This window comes from Chloroflexota bacterium, from assembly GCA_011322445.1.
In the GTDB taxonomy this organism is placed as follows: Bacteria; Chloroflexota; Anaerolineae; order Anaerolineales; family DRMV01; genus DRMV01.
In genome coordinates, this window is sequence record DRMV01000041.1 from 1 (window position 1) to 20,141 (window position 20,141).

General features: G+C 63.0%; 16 protein-coding genes. 7 read left to right on the plus strand and 9 right to left on the minus strand.

The genetic code is table 11. From position 1 onward, the window contains the following. Positions 1 to 180: 180 nt before the first annotated feature. Positions 181 to 1,602 (plus strand): alpha/beta fold hydrolase, encoded by a 1,422-nt coding sequence (locus ENJ54_08325; GenBank protein ID HFC09835.1) that lies wholly within the window; start codon positions 181 to 183, stop codon positions 1,600 to 1,602. 232 nt (positions 1,603 to 1,834) lie between these two features. Here the strand turns inward: ENJ54_08325 and ENJ54_08330 are convergent, their stop codons facing one another. From ENJ54_08330 to glyS, 9 genes are all read right to left on the minus strand, one after another. Continuing rightward, entirely contained in the window at positions 1,835 to 2,806 is a 972-nt protein-coding gene (locus ENJ54_08330; GenBank protein ID HFC09836.1) for an alkaline phosphatase, read from the minus strand. A 31-nt stretch (positions 2,807 to 2,837) separates the two neighbouring features. After that, positions 2,838 to 3,731 (minus strand): NAD(+)/NADH kinase, encoded by an 894-nt coding sequence (locus ENJ54_08335; GenBank protein ID HFC09837.1) that lies wholly within the window; start codon positions 3,729 to 3,731, stop codon positions 2,838 to 2,840. An 18-nt stretch (positions 3,732 to 3,749) separates the two neighbouring features. Then, a complete protein-coding gene (gene cas4, locus ENJ54_08340) occupies positions 3,750 to 4,271 on the minus strand; it encodes a CRISPR-associated protein Cas4 (protein HFC09838.1) in 522 nt (173 codons plus the stop codon). 3 nt (positions 4,272 to 4,274) lie between these two features. Beyond that, positions 4,275 to 4,517 carry a hypothetical protein gene (locus ENJ54_08345; GenBank protein ID HFC09839.1) on the minus strand — a complete coding sequence of 81 codons (243 nt, stop codon included), beginning with the start codon at positions 4,515 to 4,517 and terminating at the stop codon, positions 4,275 to 4,277. Positions 4,518 to 4,520: 3 nt separating this feature from the next. Further along, complete coding sequence (locus ENJ54_08350; protein ID HFC09840.1) at positions 4,521 to 5,147, minus strand: haloacid dehalogenase; 627 nt, start codon at positions 5,145 to 5,147, stop codon at positions 4,521 to 4,523. A gap of 15 nt (positions 5,148 to 5,162) precedes the next feature. Beyond that, positions 5,163 to 5,474, minus strand: a complete 312-nt coding sequence (locus ENJ54_08355) for a DUF3467 domain-containing protein (protein ID HFC09841.1) — start codon at positions 5,472 to 5,474, stop codon at positions 5,163 to 5,165. A 12-nt stretch (positions 5,475 to 5,486) separates the two neighbouring features. Then, positions 5,487 to 5,918, minus strand: coding sequence for a single-stranded DNA-binding protein (locus ENJ54_08360; protein ID HFC09842.1), 432 nt, complete (start codon positions 5,916 to 5,918; stop codon positions 5,487 to 5,489). A gap of 52 nt (positions 5,919 to 5,970) precedes the next feature. Then, complete coding sequence (locus tag ENJ54_08365; protein ID HFC09843.1) at positions 5,971 to 7,290, minus strand: AAA family ATPase; 1,320 nt, start codon at positions 7,288 to 7,290, stop codon at positions 5,971 to 5,973. A 104-nt stretch (positions 7,291 to 7,394) separates the two neighbouring features. Then, complete coding sequence (gene glyS / locus ENJ54_08370) at positions 7,395 to 10,502, minus strand: glycine--tRNA ligase subunit beta (protein HFC09844.1); 3,108 nt, start codon at positions 10,500 to 10,502, stop codon at positions 7,395 to 7,397. 147 nt (positions 10,503 to 10,649) lie between these two features. On the opposite strand from glyS, the gene lysS reads away from it, so the two are divergent. The 6 genes from lysS (at position 10,650) to gyrA (ending at position 20,091) form a co-directional block, all read left to right on the plus strand. Continuing rightward, on the plus strand, positions 10,650 to 12,215 hold the full coding sequence (lysS, locus tag ENJ54_08375; GenBank protein ID HFC09845.1) for a lysine--tRNA ligase: 1,566 nt from the start codon (positions 10,650 to 10,652) through the stop codon (positions 12,213 to 12,215). Positions 12,216 to 12,244: 29 nt separating this feature from the next. Then, complete coding sequence (locus tag ENJ54_08380; GenBank protein ID HFC09846.1) at positions 12,245 to 12,541, plus strand: hypothetical protein; 297 nt, start codon at positions 12,245 to 12,247, stop codon at positions 12,539 to 12,541. A gap of 84 nt (positions 12,542 to 12,625) precedes the next feature. Further along, the gene (locus tag ENJ54_08385) at positions 12,626 to 14,305 is read left to right on the plus strand and encodes a hybrid sensor histidine kinase/response regulator (GenBank protein ID HFC09847.1); all 1,680 of its coding nucleotides are present in this window, start codon (positions 12,626 to 12,628) and stop codon (positions 14,303 to 14,305) included. Beyond that, positions 14,305 to 16,248 (plus strand): GAF domain-containing protein, encoded by a 1,944-nt coding sequence (locus ENJ54_08390; protein HFC09848.1) that lies wholly within the window; start codon positions 14,305 to 14,307, stop codon positions 16,246 to 16,248. Before ENJ54_08385 ends, ENJ54_08390 begins: the two co-directional genes overlap by 1 nt. A 148-nt stretch (positions 16,249 to 16,396) precedes the next feature. Beyond that, positions 16,397 to 17,527: a tRNA epoxyqueuosine(34) reductase QueG gene (queG, locus tag ENJ54_08395; GenBank protein ID HFC09849.1), complete on the plus strand. Its 1,131-nt coding sequence runs from the start codon at positions 16,397 to 16,399 to the stop codon at positions 17,525 to 17,527. Positions 17,528 to 17,649: 122 nt separating this feature from the next. After that, a complete protein-coding gene (gene gyrA / locus ENJ54_08400; GenBank protein HFC09850.1) occupies positions 17,650 to 20,091 on the plus strand; it encodes a DNA gyrase subunit A in 2,442 nt (813 codons plus the stop codon). Positions 20,092 to 20,141 lie beyond the last annotated feature (50 nt).

Consider the following 20,141-nt stretch of genomic DNA (forward strand, 5'->3'; position numbering starts at 1 on the left):
ACACGAAAATAGTCCGGGCTGGCTGGTTTTGTGTTAGGATTTCTGCGCATGGCGTAACCTCGCTAAAGTGGTTTTGGGACACCCTTTTTAGCAGGTTACGCCTTCTTTTTCAACTCCTTTCCGATTTTTCGGATAGAGTCTAAAGGAGAAAGCCCCTATGCCCCGCAGAAGGAGCACGGCATGAGCGTTTATGTGATCAATGGTCAGGCAGTGCATGTGGTCGAAGAAGGCCCGCCTCAATATCAAACGGCACTGCTGGTGCATGGTTGGTGTAGTTCCTGGTATGCCCTCTCGCCGCTCATCGGCATGTTGAGCCAGCGTTTCCATTGCCTGGCTGTTGATTTGCCAGGGTATGGTAAATCGCCGCCCTTCCCGCACCGGGCTACCATTACGGCCTATGCTGACCTGCTTGCCGAGCTCATCCGCCAGACCAGCGATGGACCTGTGGTGTATGTCGGCCATTCCATGGGCGGGATGATCGGCCTGACGCTGGCGCTCAAGTACCCTATGCTGCTGGAGCGCATGGTGCTGATTGACCCCACTGTGACGGGCAAACTTTCGACTTTTATCAACCTCTTCGTTTCGCCGGTAACGATGTTAGAGCGGTTTGGGCTGGGGCAGTTGATCGTCTGGCTGGTCGAGCGGATGTTCGTCGGTGTGACCGACCGGTTGATGCGGCCGGCTTCCTTTGCCGAGCGGTCGGGGATTACCGAGCGCGATTACCTGCGCTTGCGGGAAGACGCCCGGCGTCCAGGCCAGGGGCGGGTGCGCGCCGAATGCTTCCTTGCCATGCGGGAAAACGACCTTACCGGTCGTCTGAAAGCGTTGCGCGTTCCCGGGCTGGTGCTTTGGGGGGCCGAAGATAATACCGTGCCCTTGCGCGATGCGGGGGTGGTGGCCGACGAATGGTCCGAGGCCGACTTGCGCATTTTGCCCAAAGCGGGGCACTGGCCGCATTTCGAGCGCCCCGACCAGGTGCGCCGGCTTGTGGCGGCTTACCTGGGGTTGCCGCGCAGCAGCCCCTGGTTGCTGCCGCTGGGCCCTCAAGAGGCCACTCGCCTGGAAGAAGTTGCACGCTTTCTGCAGCGTGCCGATTTGGGGCGGGGCTTGAGCGATACCCAGCGGCTGCGGCTGGCAGGGCAACTGGACGTGCGTCGCCTGCAACCGGGTGAAGCGCTGGCGTATGCCGGCACGCCAGGTGATGAACTCTTCATTGTTTGGGAGGGCACGGTGGAAGTGTGGTCTGAGGAAGAGCAGGGGCGGCGGGAGCGGATGGCTGTGCTGCCCCCTGGCCGCATGACGGGCGAATTGGCCGTGCTGGATCAAGAGCCGCGCACCGCCGACCTGATCGCTGGGCCGGAAGGTGCGACCGTGTTGGCGCTTTCCCGAGCACGGCTGCTCTCGTTGGCCGAGGACGACGCCGTGCTCGGCACCCATTTGCTTCTCAACCTGGCAACCGCCATGTCGCAGCGGGCGCGCTATATTCTGTGGCAACTCGAACAGGCACGACGGGAAGGCGAGCGGTCTGCTTTCGAAGGTGTGTTGTTGCCGGGAAAAGAGCGTCCCCCTTCCGGCTTGCGCCCCCCGCAGGTCATGATGTGAGGGTGGCGCTTAAAGCGTCAGACGCCTGAGTGAGGGGGGCACCCAGGCGTCCGACGCTCACTATTATACACGAAAACCGCCGAAAAAACGTTGCAATTTCGTTGCAAAACGAAAGGCCAGGGAAGGCCGTTAAAAGCGCAAGCGCACTGAGTGAGGGGGGCACCCAGCACGCTTGCGCTTGTATTGTAGCACAAATTGTACAAAAATGCAATTTTAGACTTGCGAAATTCGTTTAGCGTTGGATGGTGTAGGTGTCGATCACTTTCCCATTGATGGTCACAAACTGAAAGGTCAGGTGCTGCGCGTCGGCCTCGACTTTGAGCGCCCCGTAGTTGGCGTTGTAGCGGAGTACACTACCAGGGATCGGCGTCTTGTTGGGAAAGGGATAGCGGCTGACGCCCCCCAGGCCGTTCACAATGTAGACGATGCCGTCGCGCATAATGCGTTCATAATCGTGGTCATGGCCGGTAAGCACCGCGGTTGCGCCCCACTGGGCGAAAGGCCAACGCATGCGCTTGGTGCTGCCGTGGCGGCCAGAAGAGTAAGGGGGATGGTGAAAGACAACGATTTTCCATGGTTCGGTAGCCGCGGCCAGTTGTTCCTGCAGCCATTGGGCTTGTTTGCCGTCGGGTACTGCGCCGTCGGGCTCGTGGTAGTCGCTGTCGAGGACGAAAATGTGCACCGGCCCGCGTGCGAACTGATAGTACCGCCCGTTGCCAAGGGGGCGCAGGTAGCGAAGATAAGCATCAATTTTACCGGTGCCCCAATCGTGGTTACCCAGGGCGGGGAAAAAGTGCCCGGCGGCGATGTCTTCCCCATAGTATTGGAGGACGTTCCGCTGCATCGTGTTGGCGCCGCCGACGGGGTAGTCGTTGTCGCCCAGGGAAAGGATGAAGTCGGGGTGCCAGGAATGTACCAGGGCAGCCACGGCGGCCTCGGCCTGGCCGCTTTCGCCGAAGTCGCCGATGACGGCAAAGTGCACCTCAGGAGGCGAAAAGAGGGGTGCCGCGGCGCCAGGGGCTGGGGTGGGCGAAGGCGGCAGCGGGGTGGCAGAAGCAGGGGCAAAAGGCGTGGCGGTATCTGTAGGGGCGAGGACGGTGGTTTGGAAAACGACCGTGGGGGTGGGGGAAGGGGCCGCGGCACAGGCGCCGAGCGCACCGGCCGCGATGAGGGCGAGCAACCAGATCAAGCGACGAAGGCGCATGAGAGACTCTCCTGGTGCCTGGCAGGTGGTTTTATCGATCTTCCGGGCGAGGGGTATCTTTGCCCACCGTGGGGTTCCAGTTCATGTAAGAAGTCAGGTTGCGGTAGAAGTAGCCGCGCCCGCGAAAGCGCACGAATTTGAGGGGATAGCGATTGGCGCGCACGTGAATGCGGTCGCCGTCTTCCAGGGCTACGGGGTCGTGGCCGTCAACGCTCACCACAGCCTCATGGGTCACGCCAACTTCCAGCGTGACCGTGCTGCCTTCGGAAAGCACCACTGCCCGGTCTACCGAAAGGTGCGGCGCGACCGGCATCAGCAAAATGTTCCGCAGTTCGGGTGGCAAAATAGGCCCCCCCGCGGCTAAAGCATAGGCCGTCGAGCCGGTGGGAGTGGCTGCAATCAACCCATCGGCGACGTAGCGCGCCAGCAACAGGTCGTCGACAAACGCGGTCACTTTGATGGGCCGCACGTACTGCCCCCGGCTGACCACCACTTCGTTGACCACATCCCAGCGGTGCACCAACGTTTCCCCGCGGTAGAGATGGGCTTCCAGCATCATCCGTTCTTCCAGCCAGGCTTCACCAAGCAGCAACTGCCGCAGCGTGTTCGGCCATTCGCTGCGTTCCACTTCGATGAGGAAGCCGAAGTGCCCCATGTTGATGCCGAGGACCGGCACGCCGTGAGGGGCGCACAGGTGGCCGGCGCGCAGCATGGTGCCGTCGCCGCCCAGGGCTATCAGCAAATCGGCCTGACCTTCTTCCACGCGCTGGCGCAGTTCGTCTTCGTAAAGCAGGCCGGCATAGGCTTCCACCCCGTGGCGTTTCAGGAAAGCCGCGACTTTGTGCCCTTCGGCCAGGGCTTCGGGCACCTGAGGGTGGGCTGCGATCACAATGTGCTGAAAGGGTGAGGCATTCGAGGGCGTCATGGGTATCTCCTCGCAGCGTCAGGTCAGGCGCTGGTCGCAAATTTCTCGGAAGCCGCAAGCGCGGCAGCGGGCGGCAGAAGTGTGGGAGCGCTCGGGCAATCCCCCCCGGCGCTCGGCCCGCCGGATTTCGGCCAGAAGATCGAGCAGGCGCTCTTCGGCTTCGAAGGTAAAGTCGATGCGGAATTCGCGGTCATCGTACCGCAGCAGGCCGTAGGCCGGGCGGATGCCCATTTGCCGCTCGACCAGCAGGCAATAAGCCAGTACCTGGAAGACGTGGCTATCGTAAGGCACAGGCGGCGCCGCAGCCGATTTGACCTCGACCGGGATCAGCCGTTTTCCCTGACGAATGAGATAGTCGGGACGGCCAGTGAGGCCCAGGGCGCGGTCGTAAAGGGGCTTTTCCAGTTCCTGGCGAATGCCCGTATCGCTGTAAACCACCGTGCCTGCAGGAAGCCCCAACTGTTTGCGGCGGCGGGCGCTGAGCCATACCAGGAGCAGCCCCACCACCCCCAGCAGAACGGCCACCAGGAGCACGAGCACGGCTCAGCCTCCGCTCAATTGCCATGCCCACCACGCGGCCACGGCCACGAGAGCCAGCAGCACGAGTGCCCAGCCTGCCAGGCGCAGCACAGTAACAAAAACCACCGCTTCGCCGTGGCGGTGGTGGTATTCAGTCCCGGCCTGCATGGCCGGGGCGTTGGCCGAGGGGTGCCCTTGCCGGGCATAGCCCCACGCGCGGGCGCAATAGAGGTAAGTGCCAATTTCGGAAACGCGAAGAGTGCGCATAGGTCAGTCGGGAGAGAGGCGGTCTTCCAGACGGCGCAAGGAACGTTCCAGCGCATCTTGCCGCAGGCTGAGGGTGACGTCGCCGCGAGTGCGTTCCAGCAGGCTGCGGGCGATGTCGGTCAGGCGTCGCAGGCCGTAGGTTACCGCGTCGGGGTAATCCATCGTGACCAGCACGGCGTAGATGTCGTCCATCAGGCCGAGCAGGCGCTCGGTTTCGGGGGAATAGCCGTGGCGCAGCAAGTCGAGGACGCGGCGGCGCAGTTCGCCCACGGCTTCGGCCAGGCCGCGGACGTAAGCCGAGGCCGGAATGCCCAGGTCCTCGGGCGTAGGCAGGTCGCCGCCGTTGACCAGCGCGTGCACGATGCTGGCCTCGGCAAACTCTTTGAGGGCGTCCTGGGTATAGCCTGCAAAGTAGAGGTCGGGGAAGGCCGCCAGGTCGCGACGCAGGGTATCGGCCAGGGTGCGGGCGGCTTCCAGCCGCTCGGCGGCCTGGGTGTGGTCGTCGCGATGCACGGCGCGGATGGCATGGGCGCAAGCGCGCACCAGTTGCCGTGCCTGGCTCAGGGCGCGGTCTCGGGCGTGAGTCCGTGCTTCCAGGTCGTGATGCACGGCGTCGGCGATGGCTTCCAGGGCTGGCACGGATGGTTACTCCTCTGATGGTGGGGTGGTGGGAGGGCGAAAGAGCATGTCGGCGAGGCTGGGCGAGCCGGGGATGGGGATTTCCCCGTACGCGGCCTCGTAACGAGAGATGCTTTGTTCAAGCGCCCGGGCGAGCAGTTTCGCGCTGAGGGGAGTGAGCAGCACCCGCGCTTGCACTACCGCTTCGGCGTCGCCGGGAAGGTAGCGCGCCAGATCAATCAGGAACTCTGTCCGGCTGTGGGCGATACGCGCCATGTTGGTGTAAATCAGCGGCACCTGGGCAGGGAGCCGCACCCGAGGCGGCTTGTTTTCGCTCATGGCGTGTTTCGTTTAGAAGGGAATTTCGTCTTCTTCGGCGGGGAGGTCGTCCACAGGGGCGGCGTCGCCCATGGCGCGTGCAGCGTTTTCGGTCTCTTCGCGGCTGCTGAGGAAGCGCACCGTGAGGGCGTGCACCTCGAAAGATGCCGCTGCCGTGCCATCCTGCCGGGTCCAGATGCGGGGGCCACCGGTGGTGGGGTCGGCGATCAACCGCCCTTCGACCAGCACCCGCGAGCCTTTCCGCAGGTATTGATTCGTGGTTTCCGCTTGTTTGCCCCAGGCCGAGACCCGGAACCAGATGGTTTCCTTGACCTGTTCGCCGTTGGCGTTGGTGTAGGTGCGGTTCGTGGCGACCGAGAAGTTCGTAACTGGTGTGCCGCTGGTGGTGTAACGCATTTCAGGATCGCGGCCCAGATTACCGACGATGATGATACGGTGGAACATGATATCCTCCTTTCAAAGGAAAAGCGGTCAGAAAAATTGTACCACGTGGGGGCTATTTCTTTCGCCAGTGGGCCAGCCGGGCGGCGACCTCGCGCTCGTAGCCCTGGTCGGAAGGCTGGTAGAAGCGCACCCCCTGGAGTGCATCGGGGAGGTATTGCTGGCGCACGAAGTGGCCGGGTGCATTGTGCGGGTAGCGGTAGCCTTTACCGTGCCCGGTGGCTTTGCCATCGCGGCTGGGGTCTTTCAGGTGGCTGGGGACGTCGTCAGGGTTGGCGTTCTGGCGCACGGCGTCGCGGGCGGCGAAGTAGGCTTTCGTGCTGTTGGATTTGGGTGCGGTGGCGAGGTAAAGGGTGGCTTCTGCGAGGTGGTACACGCCTTCGGGAAGCCCCACCCATTCGAAGGCCTGGGCGGCGGCGTTGACCACCACCAGCGCCTGCGGGTCGGCCAGGCCGATGTCTTCCGCTGCGAGGATGAGCAGCCGCCGCAGGATGAAGCGCGGGTCTTCTCCGGCTTCCACCATTTTGGCGAGCCAGTAGAGCGCGGCGTCGGGGTCAGAGCCGCGCACCGACTTGATGAAGGCGGAAATCGTGTCGTAGTGGGCGTCGCCGTTCTTGTCGTAGAGCACGGCGCGCTGCTGGATGGCTTCCTGAATGGCCTGCAAGGTGATGGTGCGGCTGCCGTCGGGTGCGGGCGGGGTGGTTTCCACCGCCAGTTCCAGCGCGTTGAGGGCGCTGCGAGCGTCGCCGCGGGCGGCCTGGGTGAGGAAATCCAGCGCCTCGGGCGCGAGCACCACGTGGCGGTTGCCGTAGCCGCGTTCGGGGTCGGTGAGGGCGGCTTCCACGATGCGGCGGATGTGCTGGGGCTCTAATGGCCGCAACTGGAAGACGCGCGAGCGGGAAACCAGCGCCGAGATGACTTCAAAGTAGGGGTTTTCGGTGGTCGCGCCGATGAGGGTGATGGTGCCGTTTTCTACATGGGGCAGCAGGGCGTCTTGCTGGGCCTTGTTCCAGCGGTGAACCTCGTCGATGAAGAGGATGGTGCGCTGGCGGTGGTATTTGCGGCGTTCCTGCGCGTCGGCGATGATCTTGCGCAGGTCGGCTTTGCCGGCCAGCACCGCCGAGAGGGTGACGAAGTGCGCGCGGGTGTGGCGGGCAATCAGGCGGGCGAGGGTGGTCTTGCCGCACCCCGGCGGTCCCCACAGGATGATGGAAGAGAACAGCCGGTCGCTTTCGATGGCGCGGCGGAGCATTTTGCCTGGGCCGAGGATGTGCTCCTGCCCGACGAACTCGTCGAGGGTGCGGGGGCGCATCCGCTCGGCGAGGGGCTGGCTGGCGGTATCGTGGGCGAGGGCGTGGTCGAAGAGGTCGGTCATGTTTCCATTGTAGCACGGGTTGGCGGAGATGGTGCGGCGGTGGGGGTGGGCGACAAAAAAGGGCAGGCTGCTGCCTGCCCTGAGCGGTTTTGGGGAAATACGGCCTAAAAACCTTCCAGTTTGCTGAAATCAGCCACGCCGTCGGCTAAGGCGGCGATGCGCTGCAGCAGCCCTAAGCGGTTGCGGCGCAGGGTTTCGTCTTCGGCCATCACCAGCACGTCTTCAAAGAAGCGTTCAATGGCCGGTTTCATGGGCAGGAAGGCGGCGAAGAAGTCGTCCACGCTGCCAGGGCAGCGCGGGGTCGCTTCGGCTTGTTGCAGGGCTTGCCAGAGAGAGCGCTCGGCGTCTTCTACGAACGCGTCGGGGTTGACCTCGTAGCGCGGCTGGCCGCGGGTGATGCGCACGCAGCGGGCGTAGGCGGGCAAAATCTGCGGCCAGTCTTTCCGCTGCACCCAGGCGTTCAGTTCGCGCACGGCCTGGGCGGCGCGGGCGGGGTTGTGCCCCTGGGCGGCCAGCACGGCATCCACCACATCGTAGCGGTAGCCTTGCTCCAGCAGCAGGTTGCGCAGGCGCTCCACGATGAAGGCCAGCACGGCCTGTTTGGCTGCGGCGGTGGCCTCAATGGGCAGGTGCTGCGCCGCGGCTTCCAGCCCCTGCCGCAGGTCAAAGTCCAGATTCCATGCCATCAGGGCTTGCACCAGGCCGAGGGCGGCGCGGCGCTGGGCGAAGGGGTCTTTGGCGCCGGAAGGCGCCAGCCCGGCTGCGAAAAGCCCCATCAGGGTATCCAGCCGGTCGGCGATGCCCACGGTGAGGCCGATTTTGCTCTTGGGCACTTCGTCGCCGGTGAAGCGGGGCAGGTAGTGCTCGTAAATGGCGTCGGCCACCGCGGGGGCTTCGCCGCCCCAGAGGGCGTAGTAACGCCCCATGATGCCCTGCAGGGAGGTCATCTCGACCACCATGTTGGTGGCGAGGTCGGCCTTGCAGAGTTCGGCCGCGCGGCGGGTGGCCTGCAGTTCGGCGTCGTTCAGGCCGAGCATGGGGGCGAGGTCGTCCACCAGGGTGCGGATGCGTTGGGTTTTATCCCACATGGAACCCAAGTCGGCCTGGAAGGTCAGGGTTTTCAGTTTGGGCAGGAAGTCTTCCAATTTGTGCCTGCGGTCTTCGCGGATGAAGTAGGCCGCGTCGGCGAAGCGGGCGCGGATGACGTCTTCGTTGCCCTGGACGATTTCGGGGAAGATCTCACCCCTCCCCCGCTGCGCCTCGCCCGGCCTTCGACTTCGCTCAGGCCAGGTGCTCGGCGCAGCCACCCCCTCCCCTCCCTTAGCAAGGGAGGGGAGGGGGCCGGGGGGTGGGGTGAGATCCGGCTTGTTCGCCACGGTGATGAAGTAGGGCAGCAAGTCGCCGTCCTTTTCCACCGGGAAGTAGCGCTGGTGCTTCTTCATCACGGCAATCAGCACTTCGCGGGGCAGTTCCAGGTATTCTTCCTCGAAGGTGCCGCGCAGCGCGGTGGGGGCTTCCACAAGGTGGGTGACTTCGTTGATGAGGGCCTCGTCGTCCGGCACGGTGCCGCCAACTTCGGCCGCGAGGGCTTTCACCTGCGCGAGGATGCGCTCACGGCGCTCGGCGGGGTCGAGCACGATGCCTTGGGCTTCCAGGGCGGCGAAATAGTCGGCGGGGGTGGCGACGGCGATGGTTTCGGGTTCCAAAAAGCGCAGGCCGCGGGTGGCCTTGCCGCTGACTAAGCCGGCGTAGGCAAAGGGCACTTCGCGGTCGCCTAACAGCGCCAGCAGCCAGCGCACCGGGCGGGAAAACGCGGTGCGGGCGGCGTTCCAGCGCATGGTCTGGGCAAAGCGCAGGCCGGCGATAAGGTCGGGCAGGGCTTCGGCCAGCACTTCGGTGGCCGGGCGGCCTTCCTCGCGCACCACGGCGACCACATAGCGCCCGCCGCCGATTTCCCGCACTTCCAGATCTTCCACGGCCACGCCCTTGCTGCGGGCAAAGCCCTGCGCGGCCTTGGTGGGGTTGCCGTCGGCGTCGTAGGCACGGTCGGCGGGCGGGCCTTTCACCACCTGCTCGCGGTCGGGCTGGCGGGGGGCCAGGTCGCGGACGTGCACCACTAAGCGGCGGGGGGTGCCCAAAATGCGCACTTCGCCGTGGGCTAAGCGCAGGCGTTCCAGCAGCGCGGGCACGGCTTCCTGCAATTGCGCCAGCGCGGTGTCCAGTTCGGCGGGGGGCAGTTCCTCGGTGCCCACTTCCAGCAGGAAATCAGCGGGGGCGTCGGGCGGTGGGGGCGGCGCGGGCACTTCGGGCGGGGTGTAAACCGCCTTGCTGTCGGCGCGCCCCCACGGGAAGCCCAGTTCCTCCCGCTGGGCGATGTAGGCTTCGGCCACCTGCCGGGCTTGGTCGCGCATCCGGCCGAAGAAGTGCTGCCGCTCGGTGACGCCGATGGCGCCGCGGGTATCCAAAATATTGAAAATGTGCGAGCACTTGAGCACATAGTCGTGCGCGGGCATCACCAGCCCTTCGGCAATGCATCGGGCGGCTTCGGCTTCGTAAATGCGGTAGAGCTCGTGCAGGCGTTCCACATCCGCAAGTTCAAAACTGTATTTGCTGAATTCCTGCTCGTTTTGCAGGTGCAGGTCGCCGTAGGTGCGCTGCTCGTTCCACTGAATGGCTTTGAAATCGCGCACCCGCTGCAGCGCCATGGCGATGCGTTCCAGGCCATAGGTGATTTCCACGGCCACGGGGTCCAGGTTTTGGCCGCCCGCCTGCTGGAAGTAGGTGAACTGGGTGATTTCCAGGCCGTTCAGCCACACTTCCCAGCCCAGCCCCCACGCGCCCAAGGCGGGGCTTTTCCAGTTGTCTTCCACAAAGCGGATGTCGTGGATTTTGGGGTCAATGCCCAACGCCTCAAGGGATTTGAGGTAGAGTTCCTGCGGGTTGCCCGGGTCGGGCTTCAAAATGACCTGGAACTGGTAGTGCATCTGCAGGCGGTTGGGGTTTTCGCCATAGCGCCCGTCGTCGGGGCGGATGGAAGGCTCAACATAAGCCACGTTCCACGGCTCAGGGCCGAGGACGCGCAGCACGGTGGCAGGGTTCATGGTGCCCGCGCCCACTTCGGTGTGGTAAGGCTGCCAGATGAGGCAGCCCTGCTCTGCCCAGTAGCGTTGCAGGGTGAAGATAATCGATTGGAAGTCGAGGGATTGCGGCATGGGAAGCCCTCCTGAAAAGCGTTGGCTTGCACAACAAGAGGTATTGTACCAAAAGGAAAGCGCGTGCCCCAGGAAAGCGTCGATTTTGCCGCTTGCTTTTCCTCACCAATGTTATAATCGACACAAACCTATTGCATCGAGGCCGTTATGCCCCACGAGTTCAACAAGTTAGAGCAAACCCGTTTAGCGAAACTGGAACGCCTGCGCGAAATGGGAATAGAGCCTTACCCCAACCGCGCAGAGCGCACGCATACTGCTGCCGAGGCCAAAGCAGTGCTGGAAACCGCGGAGGCCGCCGGCGATGCCGAAGCCCCGCGCGTCACCGTTGCAGGAAGGCTGCGCGCCATGCGCCCGATGGGAAAAATTACCTTTGCCCACATTGAAGACGAAAGCGGGCGCATTCAGTTGTTCTTCCAGGCCAACACCTTGGGCAAAGAGCGCCTCAAGACCTTCAACAAGCTCTTTGATTTGGGCGACTTCGTTCAGGCCAGTGGCTTCCTCTTCCGTACCCGCACCGGCGAAATCACGGTGCACGTGGAAGATTTTCGTATGTTGGCGAAGGCCATCACCCCGTTGCCGCCCGCCAAGGACGAAGTGGCCGAAGACGGCACCATTGTGCGCCACGCGGTGCTGGCCGACCCGGAAACCCGCTATCGCCAGCGCTATGCCGATTTGGCCGTCAACCCTGAAGTGCGCGAGATTTTCCGCACGCGCGCCAAAATCGTGCGCGCCTTGCGGGAGTTCCTGGATGCGCGCGGTTTCCTGGAAGTGGAAACCCCCATTTTGCAGCCGATTTACGGCGGCGCTGCAGCCCGGCCTTTTGTGACCTATCACAATCAACTGAAGCAGAAACTTTACCTGCGCATTTCTTTTGAACTTTACCTCAAGCGCTTGCTGGTGGGCATGTTCGAAAAGGTTTACGAAATCGGCCGCGATTTCCGCAACGAGGGCATTTCCTTCAAGCACAACCCCGAATTTACCCAGTTGGAGTTTTACTGGGCTTATGCCGATTACCAGAAGGTGATGGCGCTGACCGAGGAAATGCTGGCCTACGTGGCCGATACGGTGCTCGGCACGCGCAAAATCACCTGGCAGGGGCACGAAATTGACCTCAACCCGCCGTGGAAACGGATGGAACTGCGTCAGGGCCTGCTGGAAGCCACTGGCGTGGATATTGCTGCTTATCCCGACGCCGAGAGCCTGGCGGCGGCGATGAAGGCGCAGGGGTTGGAACCCAAGCCCGGCGCGCCGCGCGGCAAACTCATTGACCAGATGGTGGGCGATTTCCTCGAGCCTACTTTTATCCAGCCTACCTTTCTCTACGACTACCCGCGCGATATTTCCCCTCTGGCGAAAGCCAAGCCTGGCGACCCCACCACGGTGGAGCGTTTCGAGGGCTTCATTGGCGGCATGGAATTGTGCAACGCGTTCACCGAACTCAACGACCCCCTCGACCAGGAAGCCCGTTTTCTGGAAATGGGGCGTACTTATGCTGCTGACGACGAGGAACGCCACCCGATTGACGAAGATTACCTGCGCGCCATGCGTTACGGGATGCCGCCCAACGGTGGCTTTGGCATGGGCATCGACCGTTTGACCATGCTTTTTACGGATAAGCACAGCATTCGCGAAGTCATCCTGTTCCCGCACCTGCGCGAGCGCGGTGAAAGCGGCAACGCAGCCGAAGCAGAGCCGCCAGAAGCGCTTTCCTGAACGCCCGCCGCCACTTTGAGGAGGCAGCCGTGGAAACCCAGGGGCAAGCCAATGTGTGGCAGGAACTGGCAGAGCTGGTCAATGCCCTGCCTTTGGAAGAGCGTCGGCGTTTGCGCGACGCCTTGCGCCGCTGGACGCATGACCTCGGCCACAATATCGGCCTGGTGCGCACCAGCGAGGGGCTGATGCGGCGAGAAATGGAGCAGGCGGCGTTGGTGGTTGACACCGAATTGCTGGATATTATCGGGGGGGCTGCTCGTAGCCTGATGGAATTGTTGGCGGAGGTGCGCCAATTGCCGGAACACATTGACGATAAAACACCGTGAAAGCAGCGCGTCTGGCACGATTCGTGCTATGGTAGCCAGGGGGCACGGGGCTGCGTGGCCGTGTAGCGATGGCGAGGGTATGTTATGAGCAGAACACAACCGCGTGAACGCATTCTGGTGGTGGAGCCTGATCCCGAAATTGCCGATGTGGTGGCGCGGCAAAGCCTGCAACCGCTGCATTACCGCGTGCGGGTGGTAGGCGACGCGGGGGCGGCGTTGCAAGAAAGCCTGCGGTTTGCGCCGCACCTCATCATTACCGACCTGCACCTGCCCGATTTGAGCGGCAAGGACCTGCTGGCGGCCTTGAGTTCCCAGAGCAGCGATGCCCCCATCATCGTAATTGCCGATGCCGGCGAAGAGCACGACATCGTGCAGGCTTTTCGGCTGGGCGCGGCCGATTTCCTGCTTTGGCCCATGCAGGAAACCGAGGTGGTCTCGGCCGTTGAGCGTGTGCTCACCCAGGTGCGGGAACGGCAGGCCAAATTGCACCTTGCCCAGCAGTTGGAGAAGGCCAACAAGGAACTCCAGCGCCGGGTGCGGGAACTCACCACCCTCTTCGACCTCGCCAAAACCATGGCCTCAGCCACCAACATGCAGGTGCTGTTTCAGCATGTTGTGGAGGGGGCAGTCCACTTGAGCGAAGCCGATAAAGGCTGGCTCTTTTTGCGCGATGCCACCAGCAAGCGGCTGACGCTAATGGCGCAAAAGGGGTTGCCCCGCACCCTCGCCGCCCGGGTGGGTAAACCGTGGGATGACGGCCTTAGCGGCCTGGTGGCGCTCTCCGGGGAGCCACTCAACATCTACGGCGAACCGCTGCGGCGCTTCAAAGTTGCCCAGTTGGGGCAGGCAGCGCTGGTTGTGCCTATCAAGGTCAAAAAAGAGGTCGTCGCTTTGCTGGCTGTGATGCGTAAAGAAGCGCGGCCTTTTTCTTCTGATGAGCAAGCCCTGTTGGTGGCGCTGGCCGATTATGCTTCCATCGCCCTGGTCAACGCGCAGTTGTTCCGCACCCTGCAAGAGCACGTTCAGGCCATGCAGCGCACCGCCAAGGCCGCGCGCGAGGGCGAAAACCTGAAAAACGAATTGCTTCAGAATGTCAGCCATGAACTCCGGACGCCGTTGGGCGTTGCCAAGGGGTATGTGGACATGCTCCTCGCCGGGCAAATGGGGGAACTGACGCCCGAGCAAAAGCAAACCATCGAAACGGTGCAAAAGCAACTGGCGCAGATTGCCGATATTGTGACTTCGATGACGGCCTTGCAGGCGGTTTCGCTGGCCCCGGCGCAGTGGGCGCGGGTCAACATCGGCGACCTGGCGCGATTAGCCGTTGCCCGCCAAAAGCCGTATGCCCGGAAGAAGAAACTGGTGCTCGATGCCCACATTGTCTCGCAAGATACGGCCGTGCGAGGAGACCCTGACCAGTTGAGCCTGGTCTTCGACCATTTGCTCGACAACGCCATCAAATTTACCCCCGAGGGCGGCCACATTACCTTGCAAGTGCAGCGCAAGCATGACGAATTTGTCGAAGTGAGTGTGAAGGATACCGGCATTGGCATCCCGCCGCAACACCTGGAACATATTTTTGAGCGTTTTTACCAGGGCGATGGTTCGACCACGCGCCGCTTTGGGGGGCTGGGGTTAGGGCTTTCGGTCGTCAAGGAAATTATCGAGGCCCACAACGGCAAAGTATGGGCTGAGAGCAAAGAAGGCCAGGGTACCACCGTACGGTTCGTGCTGCCTTTGGCGGGTCAGGAAGGGAGTGGCTGATGGCCTCGGCGACAGTTTTACTCATCATGCTGGATGAAGACGCCCGCCGCCTGGTTGGCAAGGCGTTGCAGGCCGCGGGCTTTGAGGCCAAAGTGCCGACCGAGGTGGGGGAAGATGGTTTGCCGCGCTTTTCCGAAAGCGTGGAAGCCGATGCCATTCTCGTTGACGAGAAGGCCCTGGCTTTGCCTGCGTTGGGCGCCTGGCTCGATGGCGTGCCCTATTTGCCGGTGTTGCTCTTCGCGGCGCAGGCTTCGCGTGAAACTTTGCTGCGCGCGGTGCAGGTTGGGGCGATTGACATCATCACCCCGCCGGTGCGCTACGAAGACCTTGTGCAGGCCATCCAGCGGGCGTTGACCCGGCAAGAGGCGGTGCGGCGGTGGGTGCGCGAACAAACCCGTCGGCACACTCAGGAGTTGCAGGGACACATCGACGAATTGCAAACCCTTTTGGAAGTGGGGCGCATTCTCGCTTCGGAATTGGACCCCGATAAAGTGCTCACGGCCGTGGTCAATGCCGCTGTTGATTTTACCGACGCCGAGGAGAGCACCCTCTTTTTGCTGGATGAGCACACGGGGGAACTTTACCTGCGTGCCTCGCGCGACCTCCGCTCTGGCGCGGCCAACACACTGCGCTTGAAGGTGAACGATTCCCTCGCCGGCCAGGTAGTGCGCTCCGGCCAGCCGGTGATTTTGGACAGCGACTCTCCCGAAAAAATCAAAACGGCTTACCTGGTCCACGCTCTGATTTACGTGCCACTGTTGCTCCACGGGCGAGTGATTGGGGTGCTGGGGGTGGACAATCGGGAAAAGCGGGGCGGCTTTACTGAGCGCCACGTGGCCCGCCTGAACGCCCTCGCCGATTACGCCGCCATCGCGCTGGATAACGCGCAATTGTTTACGGCCACCATCCACGAGCGTCGCAAGTTGGAAACCGTGCTGCGGCACGTCAAAGAAGGTGTGCTGGTGCTGGATGAAAGCGGCGAGGTGGTGCTCATCAACGATTTGGCCCGCCTGGTGATGGACATCCCCGGCGATACGCAAATCATTGGGCGAACTTTTATTGACCTTTGCCGCAATGCCGAGGTAGAAAAAGGCATTCAGCAGGCGTTGGGGGGCAAGGAATACCGCACGGAAATCACCGCGCCCGATGGGCGGGTGTTTAGCCTCCAGGCCATTCCCATCCCCGGCGTGGGCGCTGCCGTCACCTTCCACGACGTGACCCACTTCAAGGAACTGGACCGCATCAAGAGCGAGTTTGTCAGCGCGGTTTCCCACGATTTGCGCTCGCCTTTGACTGCCATTTTGGGGTATGTGGAACTCCTGGAGCGGGCGGGCCCTCTGACGCCCATGCAGCAGCACTTCGTGGCGCGCGTCCGCACCAGCGTGCAGAATATCACGGCGCTGATCAACGACCTGCTCGACCTGGGGCGCATCGAGGCTGGCTTCGAGGTGGAAAAGGAAGTGCTTTCCATTGCCACGGTTGTGCGTTATGCCGTTGATGGGCTGTTGCCCCAGGCCGAAGCCAAGCATCAGCACCTGGTGGCCCGTGTTGCCGAGGCGTTACCGCCGGTGCTGGGCAACGCTGTCCGTCTGCGGCAGATGCTCGATAACATTATCGGCAACGCCATCAAATATACGCCGAAAGGCGGCCTGATTGAGGTGGAAGTCGAGAGCCGCGGTAATCAGGTCATCCTGCGGGTGCGCGATAATGGGCCGGGCATTCCTCCCAGCGAGCAGCCTTACATTTTCAACAAGTTTTTCCGGGGCAGCAATGTAGCCTCCGAACAGCCGGGCACGGGCCTTGGGCTGGCGATTGTCAAGTCCATTGTAGAAAGCCACCACGGACGGGTGTGGGTAAAATCGGAAGTGGGCAAAGGCACCGAGTTTACCGTGGTGCTGCCGGGGATGGAAAATGGGGGTGGCGCGGCGGAAGACGGCCTGTAAGCCGCGGCCGGTTCGCGTGTGCCGTGATGGCTCTTTTGCCCCTCTACGGGGTGAAGGCTTACCCCTGGCAGGCCTGCCGTGAGAAGTCTGTTGCTTTTGGCGTTTTCCCTTAACACGCGACCTGCCTCCACGTGATGATGGAAAGACTGTGACCCCTCGTGATCTGACTGCGCGCTTGAAAGCCGAAGCCCGTCGTTTGGGCTTTCACCTTGTTGGTGTGACCGACTGCGCCCCGCCGACCACCTACGCGGCCTATGCGGCATGGCTGGGCGCGGGGCATCACGCGAGCATGGCCTATATGGCGCGCGAGCGCAATCGCGAGCGCCGCGCTGACCCGCGGCGCATCTTGCCGGAGTGCCGCAGCATTCTGGTGCTTGGCATCCGTTATTTCCAGCAAAGCGCCCTTCCGCCGCCGGAAAAGGGGCAGGGGCGGGTGGCTGCTTATGCCTGGGGCGCTGATTATCACGATATTGTAGTGGAGAAACTGCGCTCGCTGGTGGCCTTCCTGGAAAGCGAGGTCGGCGCGCCCGTGCCCAACCGCTATTACACCGATACCGGCCCGGTGCTGGAACGCGAATATGCTGTGCGAGCCGGGCTGGGCTGGGTGGGCAAGAACGCCATGCTCATCAGCCCCCGCCTCGGTTCGTACCTCGTTTTGGCCGAAGTGCTGCTGGGGGTGCTGTTGGAACCCGCCCCGCCTTTTGCTACCGACCATTGCGGCACGTGCACCCGCTGCATCGAAGCCTGCCCCACGCAGGCCATTTTACCTGGTCGCACGGTTGATGCCAATCGCTGCATCTCTTACCTCACGATTGAAAACAAGGGGAGCATTCCCGCCGACCTGCGCCCTCAGATGGGCGATTGGGTGTTCGGTTGCGATGTCTGCCAGATGGTGTGCCCCTGGAACCGCCGCGCCCCCCTGGAAGGCGACCCTGCCCTTGCGCCCCGCCCCGAGGTGCCGCGCCCTTTGCTCACCGATGAACTGCGTCTGACGCCGCAAGCCTTCAACCGCAAGTTCAAGGGCAGCCCCATCAAACGGGCCAAACGGCGCGGCTACTTGCGGAATGTAGCCGTGGCGTTGGGCAATCTGGGCGACCTCGCGGCTGTGCCGGCCTTAGTGGAAGCCCTGCACGACCCCGAGCCGCTCGTGCGCGCCCATGCCGCCTGGGCCCTGGGCCGCCTCGGCACGCCGCAAGCCTGCCAGGCCCTGGAAGCCGCGCTGACCGAGGAAGCCGACCCAGAGGTGCGCGCCGAAATCATGGCCGCGCGTTGTGGCTGATAGCCCGCTGCAGGGCGGTTTCCCCCCTTTTCTCAGTGGTATAATAATGAAGCCCGCCCGCGCAGCATCGGGCGGGTTCTTGTGTATTGTCCCCAGTTTCTCCCCTCTCCGGAAACGTGCTTATGACCATTGGCAACGTCATCTCAGTCGACATCAACGACGAAATGCGCTCGGCGTACCTCGACTACGCCATGAGCGTGATTGTGGCGCGCGCTTTGCCTGACGCTCGCGATGGCCTCAAACCCGTCCAGCGCCGCATCCTCTATGCCATGCACGACATGGGCCTGCGCGCCAATTCGTCTTACAAAAAATCGGCCCGCATCGTTGGCGAAGTGCTGGGCAAATATCACCCCCACGGCGACCAGGCGGTTTACGAAGCCATGGCCCGCATGGCGCAGGATTTTTCCATGCGCTATCCCCTGGTCGACGGTCAGGGCAACTTCGGCAGCATCGATGGCGATTCCCCTGCGGCAATGCGCTACACCGAAGCCCGCCTCAGCCGCATTGCCGAGGAAATGTTGGTGAATATTGACAAAGATACCGTCGATTTCATCGACAACTTCGACGGCAGCCTGCAAGAGCCGGTGGTGCTGCCGGCACGTATGCCCAATTTGCTGGTCAACGGCGCTTCGGGCATTGCCGTGGGCATGGCGACCAACATCCCGCCGCACAACCTCGGCGAAATCGTCGCTGCCATGACCTACCTCATCGACCACTACGACGCTTTAGACGACGTCGGCGTGGACGATTTGTTGCAGTTCGTCAAAGGGCCCGACTTCCCCACCGGCGGCATCATTGTGGGCACGGAGGGCATCCGCCAGGCCTACACCAACGGGCGGGGGCGCATCGTGGTGCGGGCGCGCGCCGACATCGAAGAAATGAAGGGCGGTCGCCACCGCATTGTGATTACTCAGATTCCCTACCAGGTCAATAAATCGGCGCTGATTGCCCGCATCGCCCAACTGGTGCGGGAAGGCCATATTGACGCGATTTCTGACCTGCGCGACGAGTCGGACCGCCGCGGCATGAGTATTGTGATAGAACTCAAGCGCAATGCCCAGCCACACAAAGTGCTCAACCAGCTTTACAAGCACACCCCGCTGCAATCCACTTTCAGCGTGCAACTGCTGGCCCTGGTCAATGGCGAGCCGCGGCTGCTTTCCCTCAAGCGGGCCATGCAGGTTTACATCGAGCACCGGCGGGAAGTCATCCGCCGCCGCAGCGAATACGAACTGGCGAAAGCCCGCAAACGGGCGCACATTCTCGAAGGGTTGTTGCTGGCCCTGGCGCACCTCGATGACATCATCGCGACCATCCGCGCCTCTGACGATGCCGACCAGGCGCGTGAGCGGCTGATGCGGCGTTTCCGCCTCACCGAAGTGCAGGCGCAGGCCATTCTCGATATGCCCCTGCGCCGCCTGGCCGCGCTGGAACGCCAGAAGATTGAAGATGAATATCGCCAGATCAAGGAACGCATCGCCTACCTGGAAGACTTGCTGGCGCATCCGAAGAAAATCCTGGCCGTCATCAAGGCCGATCTGGAAGAAGTGGCCGAGAAATACGGCGATGAGCGCCGCACCCTGATTGCCCGCGACGCCCGCGCCGACATTCGGGAAGAAGACCTGGTGGCCGACGTGCCAGTGCTGATTACCCTCACCCAGCGCGGGTACATCAAGCGGATGCCAACGAGTGCTTTCCGGGCGCAGGGGCGCGGGGGGCGCGGGGTGGCAGGCCACACCACCAAGGAAGACGATGAGGTGGTCCTGCTCATCCCTGCCCGCACGCTCCATACGGTGCTTTTTTTCTCCGACCGCGGCAAGGTGTATGCCGCCAAAGCCTATCAGATTCCCGAGGCGCGCCGCACGGGGAAAGGGGTGGCCATCATCAACCTGCTGCACATGGAACCCGGCGAGCGGGTGACCGCAGCAGTGGCTGTGCCCGATTTCGCGCAGGCTGAATATTGCTTCATGGCCACGCGGCAAGGCGTGGTCAAGCGGGTGGCGCTGCAGGAATTCGCGGCGGTGCGCCCTTCGGGGCTGATTGCCATTTCGCTGCGGGAAGGCGACGCGCTGGAATGGGTGCGCCTGACCCACGGCGACGACGACATCCTGCTGGTGACGGCGCGCGGGCAGGCGTTGCGCTTCCGGGAAGACGAAGTGCGCCCGATGGGGCGGCAGGCTGCTGGCGTCACCGGCATCCGCCTCAAGCCCGGCGATCGGGTGGTTTCCATGGATGTGGTCGAGCCGGGCGGCTTCCTGGCGGTGGTGACCGAAAAAGGCTATGGCAAACGCACGCCGCTGGACGAATATTCCCGCAAGCACCGCGCGACGCAAGGCATTCGCACCCTGGCCGCAGGCGCAACCGATAAGGTGGGGCCGATTGTGGCCGCCCGTGTGGTGCAGGAAAGCGACCACCTGACGTTGATTTCTTCCGGCGGCATTGTGCTGCGCACGCGTGTGGCCGAGATTTCGGTCATGGGGCGCGCGGCCCGTGGAGTGCGCCTGATGCGCCTGCAACCCGATGACAGTGTCGCCTCGGTAGCCCGTTTGCCCAGGCAGGCGTGAACCCGGGCAGGCGCGTGGCCGCGCCCCCCTGGCGCGGCCTGCAGGCTGAA